The sequence below is a fragment of the Pseudoalteromonas sp. CST2 genome (genome assembly GCF_028599385.1).
Lineage (GTDB): Bacteria > Pseudomonadota > Gammaproteobacteria > Enterobacterales > Alteromonadaceae > Pseudoalteromonas > Pseudoalteromonas atlantica.
Genome location: NZ_JAQREO010000003.1, coordinates 271038 through 294687, shown reverse-complemented (window position 1 = coordinate 294687; position 23650 = coordinate 271038). Strand labels below are relative to the sequence as shown.

Sequence of the window (23650 nt, the reverse complement as noted above, 5' to 3'; positions counted from 1 at the left end):
TTTCTTAACCTGTTAATACTTGGCTGTGCATTTGCTCGTTTAATACAACGACCTCAGCACGTTTAAAAAAGTTAAAGTCGGTTGCTGTAGCAAGTGTGTAGGCACCCATCATACGGCTAATAATTAAATCGCCATTGTTTAGTTTTGGCAGCATAATTGAATCACTTATTACATCTATACTGTCGCATGTTGGGCCTGCAAGTACCGACTCAAAACGCTCGCCATCTTGTTTTGCACTATCGATAGGGTAGGCTGCTTCATCAAACATTAAACCGCTAAAAGAGCCATAAACGCCATCATCTAAGTAGTACCATGTTTTACCTTCGCGCGTGGCTTGTCCCATTACAGAGGCAACACTGGTTACACTACTTGCTACAATAAAACGGCCAGGTTCAGCAATAATTTGCATTGTTTCCGGTAATTGTGCCAACGCGATATTAATAGGCGCACAAAATACATCAATTGGTAGCACATCTGCGCTGTACGGAACAGGAAACCCACCACCAATATCGAGCGTACTAAGTGCTGGTAAGCCTAACTCAGCCACCTGTTTAACCACTTTTGCAGATGCATTTATCGCTTCAACGTATTTAGTTGGGTTAGGTGATTGCGAGCCAACATGAAACGATAACCCTTTAATACGAATACCAAGTTGCTGGGCAAGGCTAATAATGTCGATTGCCGCCTCTGGGCTGCAGCCAAACTTTTTAGATAAATCAGCAAATGCATCTTTATTACGAAAGCTTAAACGCACTAAAATTTCGGCTTGATCTTTATAGGCAATAAATTTTTCAAGCTCGTTAATGTTATCCACCACAAACACTGTACAGCCGAAGGCAAGTGCGTCGCGAATGTCACTGTCGCGCTTTATTGGGTGCGTGTGAATTGTACGCTCGCTTGGTACGCCTTGGCTTGCTACTAAGTCAACTTCGCCACTGGTTGCTAAATCAAAGCTTGCGCCTTCATCTAACAAAGTGCGCACGACAGCAGCATGCGGTAAAGGCTTTAAAGCAAAATGTAACACAACGCCAGGGAGTGCATGTTTAAGTGCACGGTATTGACGGCGTATAGCGTCGCAGTCAAGCACCATTAGAGGTGCGCCAAATTGTGAAGCAAGTTGTTCAATGTGGGCAATACTCGGTTGCGCGTAATCAATTGCTTGATTTGCAGCAACCGCTGCTGCAGGTACTTTAGTTACGGTGTCTTGTTGTTGTGTTGATAAAGCCATTTTATTTTCCGAGTCAATTAAGCAACTGCTCGGGTATGGTGTATCCACGAGTCAGTTGAGTGAGATCAATAGTGCAAACGCACAGTCAAATTCACTCTTGGATAGTTGCTCTATCGCCTTGCTACAAACGGGGTTTGTAATGTACTCGGATTGGCTATCATCAAGAAGCGGCGAGATAATAATGTAGGTTTTTATCCAGCGCAATAAAAATTTTAAATAAATTTAAAATAATTTATTTGTTATAAAAATCAGAAGTTTATGTAGATTTGTGGTATTTATCTTGACGATTAAAGTTACTAATCTTAAGGTGTTGTATCAAACTCTTTTTTATAAGCTAATAACATTTCGCTGGTGGTTTCAGCGCTATAAGTCTGCTTTAAGTTTTTTTGAAAGTAACTATATAAAGAAGGTGTTTTCATTAAGCGGTTGATAGCTTGAATTGCTTTATCGCCAACCGTTGATTTACTGCATGCAAAAAAACCATTAATAAATGCGGGATATTCTGTAATTTCACGACTTTCTAGCTGTTTAAATTGCTCACTCGTTAACGCTTCTCGAACATTTATCTCGTAATCTACAATCATATCAATTCTGTTATGTGTGATTAGGTTAGGTAGTTGTGAGCTGGTGTCTTCGCTGCTAATGGCTGCAATTTGATCTTTATATTTACTAAAAATAGGTTCTAATGTTTGATAACTAGTACCAGAGTCAACGCCTAAGGTGAAATCTTTCTTGAGTAAGCTATCAACAGATACTCGCAAAGGGAGGTCTTTAAAAGTTTGCTTTAATGCAAATAACTTTCTTTGTTCATATACAGAGGTTGGCACATCTGAAAATAAGATATGTTTTTCACGCTCAGCTGTTTTTATAATATTGTAGCTACAGACAGCTTCGTTAGTAGCGAGGCGTTTAATTAATCGAGCTTGGTTTGTCCATTGTAATTTTGTAGCAAATGAGCGACTAAGTAAGCGAGTAAAGGCTCTATCTGAGTTTAAAAAGTCATCAGTAGCCCCATTGGCTCGAGAAAGCAATGTAAGCGGTTCATTTGCAAGGCTTAGTGGTGTAAAAACTAATACAAGCAATAAAGAAAGGTGTTTAATTAAAGTAGTCATTAAAGACTAGTGTAAATGTTCTAAATATTTTTGTCACAAAAAAAAGCCCAAATGGGCTTTTTTTAGGTCGAAATATTATTAATCCAAGCTGAATATTTAACGCGCGTTAGTGCTTTCAAAGATTTTATCAGCAGAGGCTGCAACAAACCCCGTGTAAAGCTCGCCATCGGCTTTAGGGTATCTAATGGCAAACTCATAAAAACAGCTAGGGATGCGCAGTTCGCCGTCGCTAAAGGTGACAGCATACTCATCTGCAAGGGTTGATGATTGCTCTAATAATACCTCTGGTGAGCCTTTTACTTCGCCGCCTGATGTATTTAGGGCGAAGCCTGCGTCTTTAAGTGCTTGGTTAACATCCTGAATATTATCAAACTTAGCAAGCATATTAATATTTACAGTAAAGTGGTTTGCACGATAGCCCCATGCCGACATCCACGCTGCGTACTCACTTTCAGCGAGTAACTGCTTGTAGGTATCGCTACTTACTTGCCAATGGGTACCTGAGTATAAAAAGTTATCGGCAGTTACTGCGTTTTCATCTATTTGCTCTACCATATCTGTCACAATGGCTTGTAACTCTGGTGAACACTTTTCAACTAATAGCTCTGAAATAAATACTTTAGGTTGCTTAGGGTCGCTATGCTCGTAGTGTTTAGCATAGAGCTTTTTAGCTTCAAAGTGGTATTCACCACACTCTGTATAACCAAGTGCTAAAAAGTGCGCGGCTAGTTTTTCTAGGCCTACTTTTTCAATATTAAAGGTCCGCAGCGCAATATGGTCGTTAATAATGTCATCTTTTTGCGTTGAGCCTAATAAATCATGAATTTTATCTGCCGAGGGGGTAACGGCTAAATAGTTATCCCATAGGTTTTCAAATAATGTATTTACGTTAGTGTGCATGTTAAATCCTTAAATTGGGTTATTCACTTATTCAATTACTAAGCCTGGCGCTAAAGTTTGTGGCAGGTTTACCTTATCGGCCTCAACTGATGCTACAGGGTAGGCACAATAATCAGCGGCATAATACGCACTTGCTCTGTGGTTTCCACTTGCGCCTATGCCACCAAACGGTGCTGCACTAGAGGCACCTGTAATAGGGCGGTTCCAATTGACGATGCCGGCACGAATGCGCTTTAAAAAGTGGCTGTAATCATCTTCGTTATCGCCAAGTAAGCCTGCTGATAGACCAAAGCTGGTGTTATTAGCCTCTGCTATTGCGCTGTCAAAGTCGTTGTAGCGATACACTTTTATAAGCGGGCCAAAGTGTTCTTCATCGGCCATGTTTGTAATGTTAGTTACATCAATAATACCTGGGCTTACAAACCCAGTGCCTGCTTTTAGCTGCTTAAGCTCAACAAGTATTTCGCCACCACTTGCAACTAATTCATTTTGCGCTGCAACCATGCCTAAGGCGGCTTTTTCGCTGATCATGGCACCCATAAATGGTTGATCGCCAGCAAAGCTGTCATCAACAACAATGTTTTTAGTGGCGCTAATCAGTTTTTCTAAAATAGCATCGCCATTGAGCGATTTCTCAATAAACACGCGGCGTGCACAAGTACAGCGCTGGCCAGAAGTAATAAAGCCCGATTGAATAATATCGTGCACTGCAGCGCTTACATCGGCTACATTTTTAACGATTAAAGGGTTATTACCGCCCATTTCAAGCGCTAATATTTTACCTGGGTGGCCTGCAAACTGTTTATGTAATAAATGGCCAGTGTTTGAGCTGCCGGTAAAAAATAAGCCGTCTATGTTTTGATGCGAAGCAAGAGCTTTACCTGTTTCTACTTCACCTTGCACTAGGTTAATAACACCTGCTGGTAAGCCTGCTTTTAACCAAAGTGATAAAGTAAATTCAGCAACGTGAGGAGTTAGCTCAGACGGTTTAAATACCACGGTGTTACCCGCTAAAATAGCAGGGACTATATGGCCATTAGGTAAATGCCCAGGAAAGTTATACGGGCCAAATATAGCCACAACGCCGTGTGGTTTATGGCGTATAAAGGCTTTTGCACCCGGCATTGGGTTTTCAGTGGTGCCGGTACGCTCGTTGTACGCTTTAATCGAAATGGCCACTTTACCTGTCATAGCGCCTACTTCTGTGCGTGTTTCCCAAAGAGGCTTGCCGGTTTCGCGCGCTATAATGGCTGCAAATTCTTCGCCGTGCTCTTTTAATTGTGCTACAAAGTTTTCAAGTATGGTTATACGCGACTCAATAGGCGTATCTGCCCATTGTACTTGTGCGGCTCTAGCTGCATTGATTGCAGCATCTACTTGCTCAGCTGTTGCGCCATTACCTTGCCATACAACTTTGCCGTTACTCGGATTAACAGAGCTAAAAGCGGGGCCTTGGCCTGAATGCCATTGGTTATTTATAAGGTGTGTGTTCATAGTTGTTTTACAGGCGGAAAAAACGCGCTGCATCTCCTTGGGATAAATTAAGGGCATCAGCCACTTCTTGGCTTATTACTAATGTGTGTTTAGCGTGGTTATAGTGGGCGTGCTGGGTAAAGGTTGCTCTAAACCCACTTACACCTTGATTGCAAACGGCTAAAGTATCTGAGCTGTGCTGGCTAATATGTTCCAGCTCGCCAATAGTAATAGGGCAAACTTGAGATTCACGAATACTGCGAATATTACCAAGCTTGGCTTCTACCGTTGGGCCTGCATCAAACAAATCAACATAGCCACGGTGCTCAAAACCTTCTTTTTCGAGCAGTTTAAGTGCCGGTTTAGTTTTTTCATGCACGTTGCCAATCACTGCTTGGGCTTTTTTACTGAGTAAGTTGACGTAGATAGGGTATTTAGGCATTAACTCACTAATAAACACTTTATCGCCAAGCCCCACTAAATGATCGGCCTTGGGAAACTCAATACTAAAAAAGTGCTCTTGCAGCCACTGCCAAAACGGTGAATGACCATCTTCGTCGCTTACACCGCGCATTTCAGCAATCACGGTATCGGCAAAGCGTTCGCTGTGCTGCGCCATAAATAAAAAGCGTGAGCGTGATAAAAAGCGCCCGGTTAAGCCTTTACGGCTGTTTTCGCGCAAAAACAAAGTACATATTTCAGAGCATCCGGTGTAATCGTTACACATGCTTAAAATATCAACGGTGTTATAAACATTAAGTGTAGGCGAGTGGTGTACTGTTTTACCTAAATGGTAATGATAAAGCGGCACCGATAAGCCAACAGCGGCTTCTATGGCGGTTGTGCCAATAACCTCACCTGTTTCACTGTCTTCTAAAACAAATAGGTAGCTTTCATCTAACGGCTGATTGATATTTTTAGCAAAGCTTTTCTCGGCGCGGTCTATTTTGTCTTTTAATAGCTGGTCGTCCACCGGAAGTGAGGTAAACCCATGGCCCGATTCAATCGCAATTTGCTTAAGTGCAGCAAAGTCTTCAGTGGTAATAGGACGTAATACTTGCATTTATTACTTGCTCCAACAGCGCGCCCTAAGGCGCGCTTAATTAAATTAGCCGTTTACTACGTCGCTTACTGCTTTTTCAAAGCGTGCTAGGCCTTCTTTAATATCTTCAAATGGAATAACTAAAGAAGGGGTAAAACGAATGACATTCATGCCCGCAACAAGGTTCATTAAACCATTGTTAGCACTGGCAACTAAAAAGTCACGTGCACGGCCTTCAAATTTATCGTTTAATACCGCACCAATAAGTAAACCTTTACCACGTACTTCACTAAATACGTTGTATTTTTCGTTTATTGCATTTAAACCATCGCGAAATAGTTGTTCACGCTCTTTAACGCCGTTGAGTACATCCGGTGTGTTTACGGTGTCAAATGCAGCTTCTGCTACTGCACAAGCTAGTGGGTTACCACCGTACGTAGAGCCGTGCGTACCTACTTTTAAGTGCTCTGCGATATGAGTACGAGTGATCATAGCGCCAATAGGAAAACCACCGCCTAACGCTTTAGCTGTAGTTAAAATATCGGGCACTACACCTAAGCCTTCGTAAGCGTATAAATCGCCAGTGCGGCCAACGCCTGTTTGTACTTCATCAAAAATTAGCAGTGCATTGTGCTTAGTACATAACTCGCGTACTTTTTTAGCAAATTCGTCGGTAGGTGAAATAATGCCGCCTTCACCTTGTAGTGGCTCCATCATTACGGCACATGTTTTATCACTGATGAGTGCTTCAAATGCTGCAATGTCGTTGTAATCACAATGCATAATGTCGCCAGGTTTAGGGCCAAAGCCATCAGAGTAAGCAGCTTGTCCGCCCACCGTTACAGTAAAAAATGTACGGCCGTGAAACCCTTTGTTAAAGGCAATAATTTGCGATTTTTCTTCGCCGTGTTCGTCAAGTGCAAAACGACGAGCAAGCTTAAGAGCCGCTTCGTTGGCTTCTGCGCCTGAGTTTGCAAAATACACTTTATCTGCAAATGTCGCTTCAACCATTTTTTGTGCTAAACGCAGGGCTGGCTCATTAGTCATTACATTTGATAAGTGCCAAATTTTCTCGCCTTGCTCTTTTAAAGCAGATACAAGCGCTGGGTGGCAGTGGCCTAAACAATTAACGGCAATACCGCCTGCAAAATCAATAAACTCGTTATTATTTTGATCCCACACACGTGAGCCTTCGCCGCGCACTGGAATAACTGCCGACGGATTGTAGTTTGGCACCATTACATCGTTAAATAAGTCTCTTGTTACTTGCATTATGTACACCTAAAAATTGTGAATATTGAATAAAGATTAGCAAAATAAAAACGTTAGCGTTTTCTCAGCTAGGTAATTTTTGTTATTAAGCACTATTATCGAAGGTTGTAGGTTAAATTTGCAGTGCTATTTTGTGAAAAATGATTACAATAAAAGTCAAAATAACGAAATTAATAAGCAATATGATAACTCCACAAGACGAAAAGCTACTTTCAATTTTAAAAACCAATGCAAGAGCCAGTATCTCTGACTTAGCACGCATGCTTAATTTATCGCGCTCTACCGTGCAAAGCCGTATGTTAAAACTTGAAGAAACAGGAGTTATAAAAGGCTATAGCGTAGATTACGGTGAAGACTATTTGACCAGTATGGTCTCGGCTCATGTATCTATAAAGGTGATGCAAAAACTCACCACTAAAACCAATTTAGAACTTAAACAGATTGATGCTATTTCTCAGCTTTATGCCATTAGTGGGGAGTTTGATTTAATTGCTGTAGTGCAAGCGCAAAACTTAGAAATGCTAAGCCATTTACTTGATGATATAGGTAATTTAGACGGGGTAGAGCGCACAACATCCTCAGTGATTTTAGAAACAAAATTTAAGCGTTAAAGTATAGTGTTACTGAAGCGGAAGGTTACCTATTGATTTAACTTAATATTTAATTTTATCGAAGTTAGATATTTTCGCAAAGCCTTACTATACTAATTGTAATTAACACAATTATTTAGCAATGGATTATGCCCACAACGTTATTTTTTGCACTTTTAACTTTAACTGAACCCTTAAAATTTGGTACCAATGTATCGCTTACAACACCAGATAATGCGGTTAACCAAGTGCAATGCATTTTACACAATATGGACATGCCATTTGAGTTGCAATCGTTACCTTGGCTGAGGGCTCGTCGCGAGGTAAAACAAGGTAGGTTGGATGGGTATTTTACAACGCATTTAACCTCTGAGATGAGCCAGTATGGTAAGTTGTCTTCACCTATTTACCTAGAAAATTGGTACTGGTTTACTCACCCCGATAGTGTTAATAAAGACCCGAAAAAATTACGTTATGGCGTGGTCCATGGCAGTTATCAGGCTAATTGGTTTAAAACGCAGAATATTACCTCGTTAGTTGAAGTAAACTCGCTAGAAGAAATAGTAAATGTACTTCACCATCATAGAGTAGACAAAGTATTACTTGATTTAGATGATTTTAATAATGCTGCCGATCACTTAGGTATTGACGCATCTGCCTATCCGCGCTCATTTTATCGTTATGTGCCTTTAGGGGTTTTTGCTGCTAATAAGCTTATTAATTCGCACCCTTCTTTTTTAGAAAAATTCGATGAAACGATTCCTCAATGTGCCCCTGCACCGTTTTATTTATCACAGGGCGAACAAGTACAAATACTAAATACATTGTTAGAGCCAATAAAGGCGTTAATTTCACAGCCCATAATTACCGTTGCCGCAGCGCAAAGTAACCATATAAAGCTGACTAACAAAGCGCTTAAACTCGCTGATGAGCATTGGATTAAAGAAGTCAAAACACATCAACATGATTTAGCTAAAAATATGCTATTTACTGATGCTTCTTTATATTTAAAACAATGGCAAAGGCAGTTCAAAGGCATAATTACCGAAACTATAGTGACAGATGAGCAAGGTAAAAATGTGGCTATAAGCAAAATCACCAGTGATTATTGGCAAGGGGATGAGAATAAATTTAGCCTCGTATACCAGCAGTCTTTAGCGTATCGCTTTGACAGTGTTGAATATGATGCCTCAACACATCATTTTCAGGTGCAATTAAGTTTACCGATAAAAAATGCCAAGGGCGATCATATTGGCGTTATTATTATGGGGGTCGATGTAGAAAAAGCGCTGCACTCATTTAATAACAACGCATTAAATTAATAGCGTGAGCAGCGTTTTATTAAAGCCCACGTGTATAGCAAAATTTTGTGTAAATATTGTATAGCTATTTATTTACAGCAGCCTTTGGCGCTTGTCTGATAACGGTTTTTTGTGCTTCGTTTAATTTAATAACGTAAGCATTTCCTCCTACCAGCCCTTTAAATTCTTCATCGGTAAAAATAAGCGTATTATCATCATAAAAGGTGATCGCTTCTTTTTGCGTAACAATACCTAAATCGATTCGAGACACATCACCAGAAAAAAACTTGTCGCCTTTAAAGTTTTCGAACAGCCAAATACTTGTAGAATCAAGTAACACAAGTTTAGTCCTGTCAGGGCTAAGAGCAGCGGATGTGATCCAACAGAGTTTTTCTAAAGTTGTGCAAGTTTTAAATGAATCAATTAACTGTGCATCAAAATTGGCTGCATGATCGCCCACTTTATAAACATTGGTTATGCCATCGAAAGGCTCAGTTCTATTTTTGGTAAATAAATATAAATGGCGTTTGTACTCTACAAAAGCTTCTAAATCAAAGTTGCGTTTGTTAGGCGTAATGGGAGTGCCGTCCATTTCAGGATAGGTGAATTTAATAATTTCGGCTTCGGTGGTCTCTGTTTTTATATCTATTGGGTTTTCTATTTTATAGATAGTTAACCACTTTCTGTCGTTTTTATTATTGCCAAAATCACCTAAGAAAAAATGACCAAATTTATTTTGCGTCATGTCTTCCCAGTCTATATTTTTAGCATTCGTAACAAGGATTTCTTTTTCAATAGCGCCATCTTCGCCCAGGCGATAAAGTTTTGGGTCGTCACCGCCATCATTAATCGCCCACAAACGCTTTTTTTTATCAAACTCAATGCCTGAAATTTCTTTTAATTTAGGGTCTACTGATAATTGCTTTTTACTATAAAGGGTATATATAGAAAGGCTTACAAAGGAGGCAAGTGCAATAAATACAATTACCGTAGTAAATAAAATGCTTTTTTTCAACATGAAATTTTTGGTATTTCAGAGACGTAAGATGCTGTGTATTATTACTTAAGCACACTGATAACGAAAGAATTTTATAGGTTAGTGTGAACCTTTTATACGATTTTTTACTCAATATATTAATAATGAAAAATGATTAAGTTGGTTTAATACTTGCTGTACATTAGTTTGTCATTAATAAGCGAAAATTTTTATCGTAATCGCACCTTATATGTGCAGCTCAAAACTTTTTTGCACTGTAATAATGCGTAAATAAAAATTTGTTTAAATTACCTGCGTTTAATGATGTTTAAATGCACCCCACATCGCCCTTTAAAGTGTTGTATCGGCCCTGTGGCAAAGATTAAGTACCCATTTTGGTTTAGTTGGAGCCTACTATGTTGAATAAACGTTTTTTCAAAACAAAAAATGAAGCTGAAGTTACCTTTGAGTTTACCCACCCTGATGCAGAGCAAGTAAGTTTACTTGGCGAATTTACCGATTGGCAGCCGGTGCCTATGAAGCTTAATAAAAAAGAAGGGGTGTTTAAATGTAAGCAACGCTTGCCAGTTGATCAGCAGTTTCATTTTCGTTACTTAATTAATGGTGATATTTGGGATAACGACCACCAAGCAGATGACTACCTACCTAATACATTTGGCACAGAAAATAGCATAGTGAACACTCAACGCATAAATTAAGGCGAGTAAATGGACGCACTTTCGCAGTTGTTTTATCTGCACGGTATTGGTTATGAGTTTACTAAATACACGGGCGAGCAGGTTATATTTAACGAAGACACGCGCAAACGTGCCTTACAATGTTGTGGTGTAAATACCGAAGATGAACACCAAATAGCACAGCTTAATTATCAATTAGATGTTGCGCCTTGGTTAGAGTTAGCACCCGATACCAGCTTAGTGAATTTAACTGATAACCTTTTTTATATTCGCATAGATGAGCGTCAACGTGATTTACCTGTGGCGATAACGTTGCCAAAGTTAAACGTAACCTATGAGCGTGCTAACTTACATAGTTTGGCTATTACGGGCGATTACTATGTACATGGCGTGCGTTATATTGAAGTAGCAGTGCCGTTAGGAGCTATTCCGGTAGGTTATCATCAGGCGCTGGTTAGTGTAGGGGAGCAAAGCAAAGAGATTCAATTGTGGGCCACCCCAGAAAAAGTTTTTCAAGTAGATGATACTAAGCGCACTGGGCTTTCGCTGCAGTTGTACACAGTTAAAAACAAAGCAGGCCTAGGTGTAGGGGATTTTAATGATTTACTAGAGCTATGTGACTTATGTGCACAGCAACACATGGACTACATATTACTCAACCCATTACATTTGCTGTTTGCACAGCAGAGTGAGCGAGCCAGTCCCTATAGCCCTAATAGCCGTGCGTTATTAAATCCTTTGTACATTTGTGTTGAACTATCAGCTGATGCTAAAAACAATCCACAATTAGATGCTTTGTTACACAGTGATGAGGTAAAAGCGCTTTTTAACAGCAATGAACAGTTTATAAATTATGAAAAAGTAAGCGCAGTTAAATATGCATTATTTAAAGCGCTATTTAGTCATTTTGAAGCACATGCTAGCGCTTCACGACGCGATGAGTTTGCCCAGTTTTGCAAACAAAACGCCCAGACCCTAACTACGCTAAATTCAGCCAATCCTACCTTTGATTACTACTTACAATGGCAGGCTAAATTACAATTAAGCCATTGTCAGCAGCACTGTTTAAATAAAGGCATGGCAATAGGTTTAATTAATGACCTTGCTGTTGGTTGTGCAGGAGATGGCGTTGAGTATCAATCTCAGCAATCACTTTTTAGTGATAATGCCAATGTTGGCGCACCGCCAGACCCTTGGGCGCAAGCAGGGCAAAATTGGGGGCTGCCTGCGCTTAACCCGCAACAATTAAAAAATGATCACTTTGCCTTTTATCGCTCACTTATTAGCGCAAACATGCAAGGCGTTGGCGGTTTGCGCATTGATCATGTTATGGCACTAAGGCGCTTATGGTGGTGCTTTGAAAATAACCATACACAAGATGGCTGTTATGTTTATTACCCTTTCGAGCACTTATTGGCTATTTTAAAAATAGAGTCTCACCTTAATCAGTGCATAGTAATAGGTGAAGACTTAGGCATAGTCCCGCCCGAGGTAAAACACGCACTTGCTGTAAGTGGTATTTATTCAAATAGCTTATTTTATTTTGAAAAACAACATGATGGTGAGTTTTTACCGTTACAAGAATTACCTAAGCATTGTTTAATTATGATAGCGAATCATGACGTACCGCCATTTTGCGGCTGGTGGCAAACAGATGATTTAGATATTAAACGTCAGTATCAGCTTATTGATGATCAGCAGTACCAACAGCAATTGCACGAAAGACAACAAGAAAAACAACGATTACTGCGTTTTATACAGTTACATAGCGCAGAGCAACTTAGCGAAACTAGCGATGCTATGTGTGTTTACGGTGAACTTGCCAAAGCACTTGCACGCAGTGAGACCCGTTTATTTGCACTTCAGCTTGATGATTTAGATAAACAAACGTATCCGGTGAATATACCCGGTACTAATACCGAATACCCAAATTGGCGCCGTGTTTTAACTCATTCAAGCAACGCTATTTTTAAAAATAATGCCAGTACCTTGGCTGCAGTTAATTCAATAAGGAAAGGATATGAGTAGTACCGCACCAAAGGATTCATTACAGACCCATTACGACGCACAGGTAACTGCACTTCAAGGCGGCAGATTTAAAGACCCTTTTAGCTTTTTAGGGGCACATGCTTATAAAAATGGCTACGAAATACGCGTGTATTTACCCGCAGCTAAAAATGTAAATATTATTATTAATGATAAAAAAGTTATTGCTAAGCGTTATAACAGCAGCGATTTATTTATTGCAACAAGCAACGAAATGCCAACGCAACCTTATAAGTGCAACGTTGAATATGCAAACTCAGCATTATGTTTTTACGATGAATATAGCTTTGCAAGCAGCCTAGATACGGATGCAATGTATTTATTTAACGAAGGCAGTTTAGAGCATGCATATAAACATTTAGGCGCTCACTTTATTAATCAACAAGGGGTTGATGGAGTGCGTTTTTGTGTGTGGGCGCCTAATGCAGCCAGTGTATCTGTTATTGGCGAATTTAACCTTTGGCAAGCTAATCGTCATTATATGCGCTTTCATCCTGCGTGTGGTGTATGGGAGCTTTTTATCGCAGGGCTTCAGCCCGATACCTGTTATAAATTTTCTATTGTGACACAGCAAGGCGATGTGCTTGAAAAAGCAGATCCGTTTGCCTTTAAAATGCAGCAAGCTCCGGGTACGGCCAGTGTGTTACAACAGCAAGCAACGCCTATTTCGCTCAGTGATAGCGAGCTTAAAAATCGTCAAAAGCGTAACCATATAGACGCGCCGGTAAGTATTTACGAAGTGCACTTAGGGTCATGGCAAAGGGCTGAAGAAAACCGCTATTTAAGCTATAGCGAACTTGCCGACAAACTGGTTAATTACACGCTTGAAATGGGCTTTACGCATATTCAATTAATGCCAATAAGTGAATATCCGTTTGATGGCTCTTGGGGTTACCAGCCAGTGGGGTTGTTTGCACCAACTAGTCGCTTTGGTGATTACAGCAGTTTTAAATACTTTGTTCAGCAGTGCCACAAAGCAAACTTAGGCGTGCTACTTGATTGGGTGCCTGGGCATTTTCCTAGTGATCCGCATGGTTTACACCACTTTGACGGCACGCATTTATTTGAACATGCCGATATTCGACAGGGCTTTCATCCTGATTGGAATACCTATATTTATAATTACGACCGCCCGGAGGTTAAAAGCTTTTTAATCTCTAATGCGATGTATTGGCTAGAGCAATTTGGCCTTGATGGACTGCGCGTAGATGCGGTTGCTTCAATGCTTTATCTAGATTACAGCCGCAAAGAAGGTGAATGGGTTGCCAATTGTTATGGTGGACGAGAAAACCTAGGCGCTATTGAGTGCTTAAAGCAGGTGAATTTGCGTAGTTATAAAAACAATCCGGGCATTATGATGGTGGCTGAAGAGTCGACCGCGTGGCCGGGGGTCACTCAAAGTGTTGATCACAATGGCTTAGGTTTTGGCTACAAATGGAATATGGGGTGGATGAACGACAGCCTTCATTACATGCAACATGACCCGCTTTATAGGCAGCATCATCATCACGAAATGACGTTTTCTATGGTGTACGCATTTAGCGAAAATTACATTTTACCGCTAAGTCATGACGAAGTTGTACATGGTAAAGGCTCATTAATTGAAAAAATGCCTGGTGATGATTGGCAAAAATTTGCGAATTTACGTGCGTATTACGCATTTATGTGGGCGCACCCCGGTAAAAAGCTGTTGTTTATGGGAGGCGAAATAGCACAGCGAAAAGAGTGGGATCACAACCATTCTATTGATTGGCATTTGCTAGAGCATAAAAGCCACCGCGGTATACAAAACACTGTACAAGCGCTTAATACTGTTTATAAAAAGTCGCCTGCACTGTATGAACTCGACTCAAGCCCTGCGGGTTTTGAATGGATAGATAACAACAATAACGAGCAAAGTATATTTAGTTTTGTACGTTATGCTAAAAATGCCCACGACTTTATTGTAGTAGTGGCAAACTTTACGCCTGTTTCTTATCAAGAGTATGAAATTGGGGTACCCGCAGCGGGTAAGTATAAGGTTATTTTAAACACCGATGATGATGCTTTTTTTGGCTCAGGTATTAAAGTAACAGCAAACAAAAACGCTACAGTTAGAAGCGTTAAGGCAAGCGCTCATGGCTTTTCGCACAGCATTAAAATTGCAATGGGCGGGTTAACGACTATTTATTTACAAAAGGTTGAAGATGAGTAATCGATTTGAGGTTTCACATGGGCAACCACAGCCACTTGGCGCAACTATTAGCAGTGGCGGCGTTAACTTTAGCTTGTACGCACCTAAAGCAACACAAGCTTATGTGTGCTTATTTGATAAAAGCGGGCACTCTGAAATATTAAAAGTAACCATGCATATCAACGAAGGCGGTATATGGACAGCCCATGTCGCGCCCTTAGCCGAAGGCGCATTATATGGGTATCGCGTAGAAGGGGAGTACAGTCCTGAAAAAGGTCTGCTGTTTAACGAGCACAAATTGCTGATTGACCCTTATGCAAAAGACTTGTTTGGCGAATTTACATGGAGTGAGCGCCACTATGGGCAAATGCCTATTGGCACGAAAAGCACCGTTAATAATGCCATTGATATACCTAAATCACGGGTTATTAATAGCCAGCCTTATAAACATAAAAAGCCAAACCATAGCTGGTCTAATACCGTTATTTATGAGTGCCATGTAAAAGGCGCCACGTGCCGACACCCTAATATTCCTAAAAATTTACAAGGCAAATTTTTAGGCTTAAGCCACCCTAGCTTTATTGAGCATTTGCATAATTTAGGGGTTACCGCACTAGAGCTGCTCCCTGTACATGCTTTTATAAGTGAGCAGTTTTTAACAGCAAAAGGGCTGCAAAATTATTGGGGCTACAACACACTCAACTTTTTTACCCCCCATAAAGATTATTTAGTTGATGATGACATTAACGAATTTAAGCGCATGGTTAGTGAGCTTCATAAAGCGGATATAGAGGTTATTTTAGATGTGGTTTATAACCACACCGCAGAAGCGGGCGCCGATGGGCCGATTTTATCGCTCAGGGGGTTAGATAACCTAGCTTATTACCGGACGGTGGCTGATAAGCCTCAGGTGTATATAAACGATACCGGCTGTGGTAACACCATTAATATTGATCATCCTAAAACCTTAAAGCTGGTACTTGATAGCTTACGTTATTGGGTGCAAGTAATGGGAGTAGACGGATTTAGGTTTGATTTAGCCACCATTTTAGGCCGAAATGCCCATGGTTTTAATAGCGCCCATGCGTTTTTTCAAGCCATTGAACAAGACCCTGTATTAAGCCGTGTAAAGCTTATTAGTGAGCCCTGGGATATAGGGCCAGGAGGTTATCAACTGGGTTCTTTTGCTGCACCTTGGCGAGAGTGGAATGACCAATACAGAGATGTAATACGCCGATTTTGGCAAAGCGAAGAAGGCGTTATTGCAAATGTGGCAAAACGTATTCATGGCTCATTTGATATTTTTGAGCACAGCCAGCGCGGGCCGCTAAACAGCATTAATTTTATTACCAGCCATGATGGTTTTACGCTTGCCGATTTAGTGAGTTATGAGCACAAACATAATGAAGCGAATGGCGAGCAAAATCGCGATGGCCATAGCGCTAATCATTCCACCAATTGTGGTGTTGAAGGGTTTACTAATGATGCCAAAATTATTGCCCTAAGACTGCAGCAACAAAAGAACTTTTTACTTACGCTAATACTCTCAAAAGGGGTGCCTATGATTGCCTCAGGCAGTGAAATGGGTCACTCGCAAGGGGGCAATAATAATGCGTATTGTCAAAATAACCGCACCAGTTGGTTGGCATGGAAAGACTCACAGCTAAATCATTCACTAACCCGATTTATTGACGATGCACTAAAAATAAGACGTGGTCACAGTGCGTTTAAACACAGCGTGTTTTCAGAAGATATAGACGAGCGCTTTACGGTTAAATGGTTTACCGAGCAAGGCGTAAAAATGACCAACGAGCATTGGCACGAGCCACAGCGCCAGTTTTTAATGTATAGCTTGTTAGATAAGCAAAATAAATACGCCTTATTAATCATTTTAAATGCGAGTAAAAAAACAGTTTTTTGTAAGTTACCCCCATCGCCAATCGCGGCGCAATGGGACATGGTTTTATCAAGTGTACATAACGCATCGGTGAGTAGTAAAGAGGATGCAATAGTCGAAATTTCAGCACAAAGCAGCTGGGTTTTTAGTGCAAATTTAGAGGACGATGGTCATGTCTAAGCAAGACGAAAATGTGTGTGTGGTAAAAGGGTGGCAAGAAGGCCCTGTAATTGATGAAAGCACTTTAAAAGATGATTTAACTCGGCACTTTTATTACAGTTTAGGGCGTGACAAAGTGGGTGAGTCGCAACTGTATTTATATCATGCGCTTGCGCTGACAATAAGAGATCGGCTTGTTGCTCGTTGCAGAGAAACCAAACAACAAATCAAGCAAGAAAAACGCCGTAAAACAGCTTACCTATCGCTAGAATTTTTAATGGGTAGAGCACTTGGTAATGCAATTTTAAATCTCGACTTAGACGAACAAGTCTCCAGTGCACTGCAAGAGTATTGCACTACAATTGAAACCGTAGCCCAGGCAGAGCACGATGCAGGGCTAGGTAATGGTGGCCTTGGGCGTTTAGCTGCCTGCTTTTTAGATAGTTGTGCAAGCCTTGCACTTCCCGTGGTTGGTTACGGTATTCGCTACGAATACGGTATGTTTAACCAATCATTAAAAAATGGCCACCAAGTTGAGCAACCCGATAACTGGCTTCGTGAGGGGCACCCGTGGGAGCTTGCCGCGCCTGAGCAATCACAACGAGTGAAGTTTTTTGGGCACGTACAAAGTTATACCGACAAACATGGGCGCGAACACCGTCAATGGATTGGTTGTCACGACGTATTAGCTGTGCCATATGATGTGCCTATTCCTGGTTATAAAAACGACATTGTTAATACGCTAAGGCTATGGAAATCAGAAGCGACCGACGAATTTAACTTAACCGAGTTTAACGCGGGGAGTTATTCAGAAGCGGTAGCGCAAAAAAACCTAGCAGAACAAATCACAATGGTGCTTTACCCAAATGACAGCAGTGAAAATGGTAAAGAGCTTAGATTACGCCAACAGTACTTTTTATCATCAGCGAGTATTCAAGATATTGTATCGCAATGGGTTGAACAGTACGGCGAAGACTTTAGTGACTTTGCAGCCCATCATGTATTTCAATTAAACGATACGCACCCAAGTATTGCCGTGGCAGAGTTAATGCGCATTTTAGTTGATGATTACGAGCTTGATTGGGGTAACGCATGGGAAATTACAACCAGCACAATGGCTTACACTAACCACACGCTATTGCCAGAGGCGTTAGAAAAATGGTCAGTGCCGCTTTTTGCAAAACTATTGCCGCGAATTTTAGAAATTATTTATGAAATAAACGCTCGCTTTTTAGCGCAAGTGGCTCAGCATTGGCCAGGCGATGCAAGTAAGCAGCGTGCGCTTTCGTTAATTGAAGAAGGCGACGTGCCGCAAATACGCATGGCTTATTTAGCGATTGTGGGCAGCTATTCGGTAAATGGTGTGGCCGCACTACATACCCAACTTTTAAAAGAAGGGCTATTTAAAACCTTTTATGAGCTTTGGCCTAACAAGTTTAATAATAAAACCAACGGGGTTACCCCAAGGCGTTGGTTAGCTCACTGCAACCCGGCCTTGAGTCATTTAATTACAGAAAAAATTGGCTCAAAATGGGTTAGCGATTTTGCAGATATAAGCCAATTACGCCGCTACTTCGACGACACCGCGTTTCATCAGCAATGGCAAAATGTTAAACGCGAAAACAAACAACGTCTCGTCGATTTAGTGAAAGAGCGCTGTGGTGTTGATTTTGATGTAGAGATGATGTTTGACGTACAAGTTAAACGTATTCACGAATACAAACGCCAGTTATTAAATGTACTTCATGTTATTCATTTATATGACCGTATACGCCGAGGCGATACCACAAACTTAGTACCACGTTGTGTGCTGCTAGGGGGTAAAGCCGCGCCTGGTTATTACATGGCTAAAAAAATAATTAAGCTAATTAATAACGTAGCTGAGGTTATTAATAAAGACCCACTTGCAGCGCCTTATTTACGAGTTGCGTTTTTGCCAAATTATAATGTGACCGCCATGGAAACTATTTGCCCTGCAACTGATTTATCAGAGCAAGTATCGACCGCAGGTAAAGAAGCATCAGGCACCGGTAACATGAAGTTTATGATGAATGGTGCGCTTACTATTGGTACGTTAGATGGGGCGAATATTGAAATTAGAGACGCTGTTGGCGCTGATAATTTCTTTTTGTTTGGTGCGCAGGCTCATCAAATTGATGATATTAAATCTCGATATAACCCTTCTCATTTAATAGAGCAAAACAGCGACCTAAGCCACGTAATGCAGTTACTCGAAAGCGGGCAATTTAACCTGTTTGAGCCTAATTTATTTGACGACATTATTAATGCTATTAAAAGCCCTCACGATCCGTGGCTGGTTGCACATGACTTTGAAAGCTATGTGGCAGCGCAAAAGCAGGTAGAGGCTGCGTATCAAGACCAAACGCATTGGACGCAAATGAGTATTTTAAATACGGCCGCAAGCGGCATATTTTCAAGCGATAGAACCATAAGCCAATACAGTGAAGATATTTGGCACCTAACCCCCCTAACTATTAGTGAAACAGACTTACACGCAACTACGAGCCATGCCACTAAGAGCACAGACTAAACGGAGAGAGTATTATGCCTAGTTATGCAAATCGTTACATAAGTAGCTTAACCCGAGATACGTACGCGTTAATACTGGCTGGTGGACGCGGCTCACGCTTACACGAATTGACAGATTGGCGCGCAAAGCCCGCTGTTTATTTTGGCGGTAAGCACCGTATTATCGATTTTCCATTATCAAATTGTATCAATTCGGGTGTGAGGCGTGTAGGCATAGCCACACAATATAAATCGCACTCTTTGATTCGCCATGTTAATCGCGCCTGGGGCCATTTTAAAAAGGAGCTGGGGGAGTCGGTTGAAATTTTACCCGCATCTCAGCGTAATGGTGATGAGTGGTATTGTGGGACTGCCGATGCGGTTTTTCAAAACATGGATATTATTCGCCACGAACTGCCAAAATATGTGATGATTTTGTCAGGCGATCACGTTTATCGAATGGATTACGGCGCTTTATTAGCCGAGCATGTGCAAAAAGGAGCCGACATGACAGTATGTTGCCTTGAAGTACCTGTTGAAGAGGCTGCAGATACCTTTGGGGTAATGACCGTTGATGAAAAAAATCGGGTATGTCGCTTTGATGAAAAACCTTCGATCCCCAGCTCTGTCCCTGGTAAGCCAGGTACCTGCTTAGCCTCTATGGGCAACTATGTGTTTAATACTGAGTTTTTATTTGAGCAGCTAAAAAAAGATGCTGAAAATGAAGGTTCTGGCCGCGACTTTGGGCACGATATTATTCCGGCAATTATAGAAGAGCACAGTGTGTATGCGTTCCCGTTTAGAGATCCCATGCAAGAAGGGCAACCTTATTGGCGCGATGTAGGAACGTTAGACTCGTTTTGGGAAGCCAATATGGAATTGGTAATGCCCGAGCCACAGCTAGATTTATACGATCCAACCTGGCCTATTTGGACCTACCAAGAGCAGTTGCCACCGGCTAAGTTTATTTTTGATGATGAAGATAGACGAGGTATGGCGGTAGACTCAACGGTATCAGGAGGGTGTATTGTATCGGGCTCCGTGGTTAGAAAATCACTGCTTTTTTCTAACGTACACGTGCGTTCATTTTGCGAAATAGAGCAATCGGTTATTTTACCCGGGGCTCTCATTAATCGTCATTGTAAAATTAAGCGAGCGATAATTGATCGAAGCTGTGAAATACCCGCAGGGCTTGAAATTGGCTACGATAGAAAAGCCGATGAAGAAAATGGCTTTAGGGTGTCTAAAAAAGGCATCGTATTAGTCACCCGTGATATGCTCACGGAACTTGCTAAAAAGCTTGAACGTCAAGCACACGAAAATAAAAAGTTCGCTTAAAATCGGATGCGAATAACAAAGGTTAAGGAAGTAGTAAATAAATGCATGTATTAATGGTTGCCGCAGAAAACGATGCTCTACCAAACGCTAAAGTGGGCGGGGTAGCAGATGTAGTCAGAGATGCCCCAAAAGCACTAGCAGCACAAGGCGTGAGCGTAGATGTTGTTATTCCTGATTATGGGTTTGAGCAACTGCAACGTGAATATATAGGTGATGTCACTGTTATATTTAGAGCGCAGCCACAGGTATTATCTTTATTTAAAATAAGTGATGACAACACACACATTAATCAATTTGTTATTTCGCACCCACTGTTTAACCAATCGGGTTCGGTGTATTGCAATGACCAACCCGGGCGACCTTTTGCTACTGATGCAACAAAATATGCATTATTTAGTGCCGCTCTATGTGAAGCGCTGCTACAGGGTTTAATAACGCGCCCTCAAGCACTGCATTTACACGATTGGCATAGCGCGTGTGTCGCCGTATTATTAAAATTTGATAAACGCTACGATACCCTCGCTAATTTACATATTGCCTATACAGTTCATAATTTAGCACTGCAAGGGATCAGGCCTTTTAAACACGACGACTCGAGTTTGGAGGCTTGGTTTCCGTCGTTAGGTTATAACGGGCAACATTTGTGCGACCCTCGTTACCCACACTGTTTTAACCCTATGCGCAGTGCTATAAATTTGGCAGATAAAGTTCATTTAGTCTCACCTACTTACAGTACTGAGGTACTAAAGCCGAGTAATTATCAGCAAGGTTTTTTTGGTGGAGAAGGCTTAGAGCTTGATTTACAAAATCAATCGGCTCAAGGCAAGGTGGTGGGAATATTAAATGGCTGTGAATACCCTGAGAAAAACCCTGAGCAGGTTACTTTATCGCTCTTGTATGAGCGTATTGAACATACTTTATTTAACTGGATGGCAAAACATGAGCAGCTTGAAACGAGCTACTATGTGGCGCATCAGCGCATGCTGCAGTTTAAAAACACGCCAATAGATGGGCCCCTCGTAACAAGTGTTGGCAGGCTGACCGAGCAAAAGGTGTTATTACTTTGCCAACAATACGGTAATGCATTAGCGCTTGATAAAGTGTGTGAAATAATTAACCGTTTTAATGGTCGTCTTATTATTTTAGGCTCTGGTGACAAAGCCCTTGAAAGCATTTTCACCAAGGCCATGGCACGCAATGCAAACTTATTGTTTTTAAAAGGTTATGGGCAAGGTATTGGCGATAGCCTATATGAGCTAGGGGATTTATTTTTAATGCCAAGCTCGTTTGAGCCATGCGGAATTAGTCAAATGCTTGCTATGCGCGCAGGGCAACCTTGTTTAGTACACAGTGTTGGCGGTTTAAAAGACACCGTAAGCCACAACAACAATGGCTTTGCATTTTCTGGCGGCTCGTTGAATATACAAGTTGATGGGTTAATGACATGCTTGACTGAAACCCTTACGCTAAAACAGCAAAATCCTAAGCAATGGAGTAACATTACTGCTAATGCTAAAGGAGCACGTTTTTCGTGGGAAACGGTCGCTGCTGATTATATTTCAAGCATGTATTGCTAAATCATTAAAATTAAACGCAGCAGAAGTGACATTTATACCTATTTACGCTATTAATTACTTAGTTTGAGTATAAAAATAAGAAGTAGGTAATGTGTCTGTATTTGTTGCAAGGCAAGCAATATTCAATCGTAAGCAAAATGTAGTTGCTTACGAGCTTTTATTTCGTAATAGTGCTGAAAACTTTTTTCCCGATATAGAAGAAGGTCAAGCAACTGCTCGCCTAATAATGGAAAACCAGCTTAATTTAGGCACACGCCACATCACCTCAGGTAAAACGGCACTGATAAATATAGGCCCAGACTCTTTAAAGCACAATTTATGTGACTTTTTACCCTGCAAAGATGTGGTCATTGAGCTATTAGAAACCATTGAACCCACCGACGATAACTATCAGCTTTGCAGAGAGCTTTTTCATAAAAACTATAAACTCGCATTAGATGACTTTGTTTATAACGAGCAATGGGAGCGATTTTTAAAGTTTATTAAGCTAGTAAAGTTTGATATTGCGCAAACGCCTTTATCAGATATTGCTGAGATTGTAGAAAAACTAAAACAGCATAAAAAAATAAAAATATTAGCAGAAAAAATAGAAACCCAAGCAGATTATCACCAAGCACATAAAATGGGGTTTGATTACTTTCAAGGCTACTTTTTTGCCAAGCCCACAATGCACGAACAGCAAGACATTGATTATAACTATGCGTTAGTTGTGGCTATTTACGCGCAAGTAATGAAACCAAGCCCAGATATAAAGCAAATTAGTACGTTATTTGAAGCCGATGCGGCCTTGGCTTATAAGCTTATGCGGCTAATTAACAGCGGTGTTTTTCCTATTCAGAGTAAAATATCATCTATTAAACAGGCGTTAGTGTATTTAGGGCATGAGCATTTAAAAAAGTTTGTTAGTTTAATTGTTACCGCGCACACCGCGGGAAAAAAGCCAGCAGAACTAATGCAAGTGTGTGTAGTTAGAGCACGCTTTTGTGAGCTAATAGCAAAGCAAGTGTCTAAATCGTTGGCGGGTGAGGCGTTTTTAACCGGCTTGTTTTCGTTACTAGATGCGATACTCGATCAACCTATGAGTTTATTAGTCGAAAAGTTACCTTTTCCTGATGATATTAAAGCGGCATTATTAAACGAAAAAAACACCCTATATTATATTTTAAATGTAGTACAAGCGTACGAAACAGGTAGCTGGTGGACATTAGAAAAAGCCGTTATATTACTTAATGTTAAAAGTGATGTGCTGCCAGGGTTATATAATCAAGCCGTAGATTGGGCAGATAATTATAAAAATAATAGTTAAAGGACAGTAACCGCTCATTATGCGAAATTATAA

Annotated in this window: 17 protein-coding genes; 10 read left to right on the top strand and 7 right to left on the bottom strand. The window is 40.8% G+C overall.

Going from position 1 to position 23650, the window contains the following annotated elements:
* Nucleotides 1–4: 4 nt before the first annotated feature.
* From PSH41_RS06135 to PSH41_RS06110, 6 genes are all read right to left on the bottom strand, one after another.
* The gene (locus PSH41_RS06135) at nucleotides 5–1228 is read right to left on the bottom strand and encodes a type III PLP-dependent enzyme (protein ID WP_273588476.1); all 1224 of its coding nucleotides are present in this window, start codon (nucleotides 1226–1228) and stop codon (nucleotides 5–7) included.
* A 302-nt stretch (nucleotides 1229–1530) separates the two neighbouring features.
* Complete coding sequence (locus PSH41_RS06130; RefSeq protein ID WP_273588477.1) at nucleotides 1531–2340, bottom strand: transporter substrate-binding domain-containing protein; 810 nt, start codon at nucleotides 2338–2340, stop codon at nucleotides 1531–1533.
* A 96-nt stretch (nucleotides 2341–2436) separates the two neighbouring features.
* Nucleotides 2437–3240, bottom strand: a complete 804-nt coding sequence (locus tag PSH41_RS06125; RefSeq protein ID WP_248462003.1) for a DUF1338 domain-containing protein — start codon at nucleotides 3238–3240, stop codon at nucleotides 2437–2439.
* A 27-nt stretch (nucleotides 3241–3267) separates the two neighbouring features.
* Entirely contained in the window at nucleotides 3268–4734 is a 1467-nt protein-coding gene (astD, locus tag PSH41_RS06120; protein WP_273588478.1) for a succinylglutamate-semialdehyde dehydrogenase, read from the bottom strand.
* Between the two features lie 7 nt (nucleotides 4735–4741).
* Nucleotides 4742–5776 carry an arginine N-succinyltransferase gene (gene astA, locus PSH41_RS06115; protein WP_024031782.1) on the bottom strand — a complete coding sequence of 345 codons (1035 nt, stop codon included), beginning with the start codon at nucleotides 5774–5776 and terminating at the stop codon, nucleotides 4742–4744.
* A gap of 45 nt (nucleotides 5777–5821) precedes the next feature.
* Nucleotides 5822–7027, bottom strand: a complete 1206-nt coding sequence (locus PSH41_RS06110; RefSeq protein WP_029774471.1) for an aspartate aminotransferase family protein — start codon at nucleotides 7025–7027, stop codon at nucleotides 5822–5824.
* A gap of 182 nt (nucleotides 7028–7209) precedes the next feature.
* Here PSH41_RS06110 and PSH41_RS06105 point away from each other — a divergent pair, with 182 nt between their 5' ends.
* Together PSH41_RS06105 and PSH41_RS06100 are read left to right on the top strand one after the other, a co-directional pair.
* Nucleotides 7210–7638, top strand: coding sequence for an Lrp/AsnC family transcriptional regulator (locus PSH41_RS06105; protein ID WP_273588479.1), 429 nt, complete (start codon nucleotides 7210–7212; stop codon nucleotides 7636–7638).
* A 128-nt stretch (nucleotides 7639–7766) separates the two neighbouring features.
* Nucleotides 7767–8939, top strand: a complete 1173-nt coding sequence (locus tag PSH41_RS06100) for a cellulose-binding family II protein (RefSeq protein WP_273588480.1) — start codon at nucleotides 7767–7769, stop codon at nucleotides 8937–8939.
* A gap of 64 nt (nucleotides 8940–9003) precedes the next feature.
* Here PSH41_RS06100 and PSH41_RS06095 read toward each other — a convergent pair whose 3' ends face one another.
* Nucleotides 9004–9936 (bottom strand): hypothetical protein, encoded by a 933-nt coding sequence (locus PSH41_RS06095; protein ID WP_248443530.1) that lies wholly within the window; start codon nucleotides 9934–9936, stop codon nucleotides 9004–9006.
* 374 nt (nucleotides 9937–10310) lie between these two features.
* Here PSH41_RS06095 and PSH41_RS06090 point away from each other — a divergent pair, with 374 nt between their 5' ends.
* The 8 genes from PSH41_RS06090 (at nucleotide 10311) to PSH41_RS06055 (ending at nucleotide 23617) form a co-directional block, all read left to right on the top strand.
* Nucleotides 10311–10613, top strand: coding sequence for an isoamylase early set domain-containing protein (locus tag PSH41_RS06090; RefSeq protein WP_004586437.1), 303 nt, complete (start codon nucleotides 10311–10313; stop codon nucleotides 10611–10613).
* A 9-nt stretch (nucleotides 10614–10622) separates the two neighbouring features.
* On the top strand, nucleotides 10623–12620 hold the full coding sequence (malQ, locus tag PSH41_RS06085; RefSeq protein WP_273588481.1) for a 4-alpha-glucanotransferase: 1998 nt from the start codon (nucleotides 10623–10625) through the stop codon (nucleotides 12618–12620).
* Nucleotides 12613–14832 carry a 1,4-alpha-glucan branching protein GlgB gene (gene glgB, locus PSH41_RS06080; protein ID WP_273588482.1) on the top strand — a complete coding sequence of 740 codons (2220 nt, stop codon included), beginning with the start codon at nucleotides 12613–12615 and terminating at the stop codon, nucleotides 14830–14832. The genes malQ and glgB overlap by 8 nt, the downstream gene beginning before the upstream one ends.
* On the top strand, nucleotides 14825–16888 hold the full coding sequence (gene glgX, locus PSH41_RS06075; RefSeq protein WP_273588483.1) for a glycogen debranching protein GlgX: 2064 nt from the start codon (nucleotides 14825–14827) through the stop codon (nucleotides 16886–16888). The genes glgB and glgX overlap by 8 nt, the downstream gene beginning before the upstream one ends.
* On the top strand, nucleotides 16881–19418 hold the full coding sequence (locus tag PSH41_RS06070) for a glycogen/starch/alpha-glucan phosphorylase (RefSeq protein ID WP_273588484.1): 2538 nt from the start codon (nucleotides 16881–16883) through the stop codon (nucleotides 19416–19418). Before glgX ends, PSH41_RS06070 begins: the two co-directional genes overlap by 8 nt.
* A gap of 14 nt (nucleotides 19419–19432) precedes the next feature.
* The gene (gene glgC, locus PSH41_RS06065) at nucleotides 19433–20734 is read left to right on the top strand and encodes a glucose-1-phosphate adenylyltransferase (protein WP_004586432.1); all 1302 of its coding nucleotides are present in this window, start codon (nucleotides 19433–19435) and stop codon (nucleotides 20732–20734) included.
* 41 nt (nucleotides 20735–20775) lie between these two features.
* Nucleotides 20776–22311 (top strand): glycogen synthase, encoded by a 1536-nt coding sequence (locus PSH41_RS06060; RefSeq protein ID WP_273588485.1) that lies wholly within the window; start codon nucleotides 20776–20778, stop codon nucleotides 22309–22311.
* Nucleotides 22312–22402: 91 nt separating this feature from the next.
* On the top strand, nucleotides 22403–23617 hold the full coding sequence (locus tag PSH41_RS06055; RefSeq protein WP_121638494.1) for an EAL and HDOD domain-containing protein: 1215 nt from the start codon (nucleotides 22403–22405) through the stop codon (nucleotides 23615–23617).
* The last annotated feature ends 33 nt before the right edge of the window (nucleotides 23618–23650 follow it).

Excerpts from the sequence above, each read along its gene's own strand:
- malQ (WP_273588481.1), top strand. The coding sequence starts at position 10,623 with ATGGACGCACTTTCGCAGTTGTTTTATCTGCACGGTATTGGTTATGAG.
- glgC (WP_004586432.1), top strand. The coding sequence starts at position 19,433 with ATGCCTAGTTATGCAAATCGTTACATAAGTAGCTTAACCCGAGATACG.
- PSH41_RS06100 (WP_273588480.1), top strand. The coding sequence starts at position 7,767 with ATGCCCACAACGTTATTTTTTGCACTTTTAACTTTAACTGAACCCTTA.
- PSH41_RS06095 (WP_248443530.1), bottom strand. The coding sequence starts at position 9,936 with ATGTTGAAAAAAAGCATTTTATTTACTACGGTAATTGTATTTATTGCA.
- PSH41_RS06125 (WP_248462003.1), bottom strand. The coding sequence starts at position 3,240 with ATGCACACTAACGTAAATACATTATTTGAAAACCTATGGGATAACTAT.
- PSH41_RS06110 (WP_029774471.1), bottom strand. The coding sequence starts at position 7,027 with ATGCAAGTAACAAGAGACTTATTTAACGATGTAATGGTGCCAAACTAC.
- PSH41_RS06135 (WP_273588476.1), bottom strand. The coding sequence starts at position 1,228 with ATGGCTTTATCAACACAACAACAAGACACCGTAACTAAAGTACCTGCA.
- astA (WP_024031782.1), bottom strand. The coding sequence starts at position 5,776 with ATGCAAGTATTACGTCCTATTACCACTGAAGACTTTGCTGCACTTAAG.
- PSH41_RS06060 (WP_273588485.1), top strand. The coding sequence starts at position 20,776 with ATGCATGTATTAATGGTTGCCGCAGAAAACGATGCTCTACCAAACGCT.
- glgX (WP_273588483.1), top strand. The coding sequence starts at position 14,825 with ATGAGTAATCGATTTGAGGTTTCACATGGGCAACCACAGCCACTTGGC.
- PSH41_RS06070 (WP_273588484.1), top strand. The coding sequence starts at position 16,881 with ATGTCTAAGCAAGACGAAAATGTGTGTGTGGTAAAAGGGTGGCAAGAA.
- PSH41_RS06090 (WP_004586437.1), top strand. The coding sequence starts at position 10,311 with ATGTTGAATAAACGTTTTTTCAAAACAAAAAATGAAGCTGAAGTTACC.
- astD (WP_273588478.1), bottom strand. The coding sequence starts at position 4,734 with ATGAACACACACCTTATAAATAACCAATGGCATTCAGGCCAAGGCCCC.
- glgB (WP_273588482.1), top strand. The coding sequence starts at position 12,613 with ATGAGTAGTACCGCACCAAAGGATTCATTACAGACCCATTACGACGCA.
- PSH41_RS06130 (WP_273588477.1), bottom strand. The coding sequence starts at position 2,340 with ATGACTACTTTAATTAAACACCTTTCTTTATTGCTTGTATTAGTTTTT.
- PSH41_RS06105 (WP_273588479.1), top strand. The coding sequence starts at position 7,210 with ATGATAACTCCACAAGACGAAAAGCTACTTTCAATTTTAAAAACCAAT.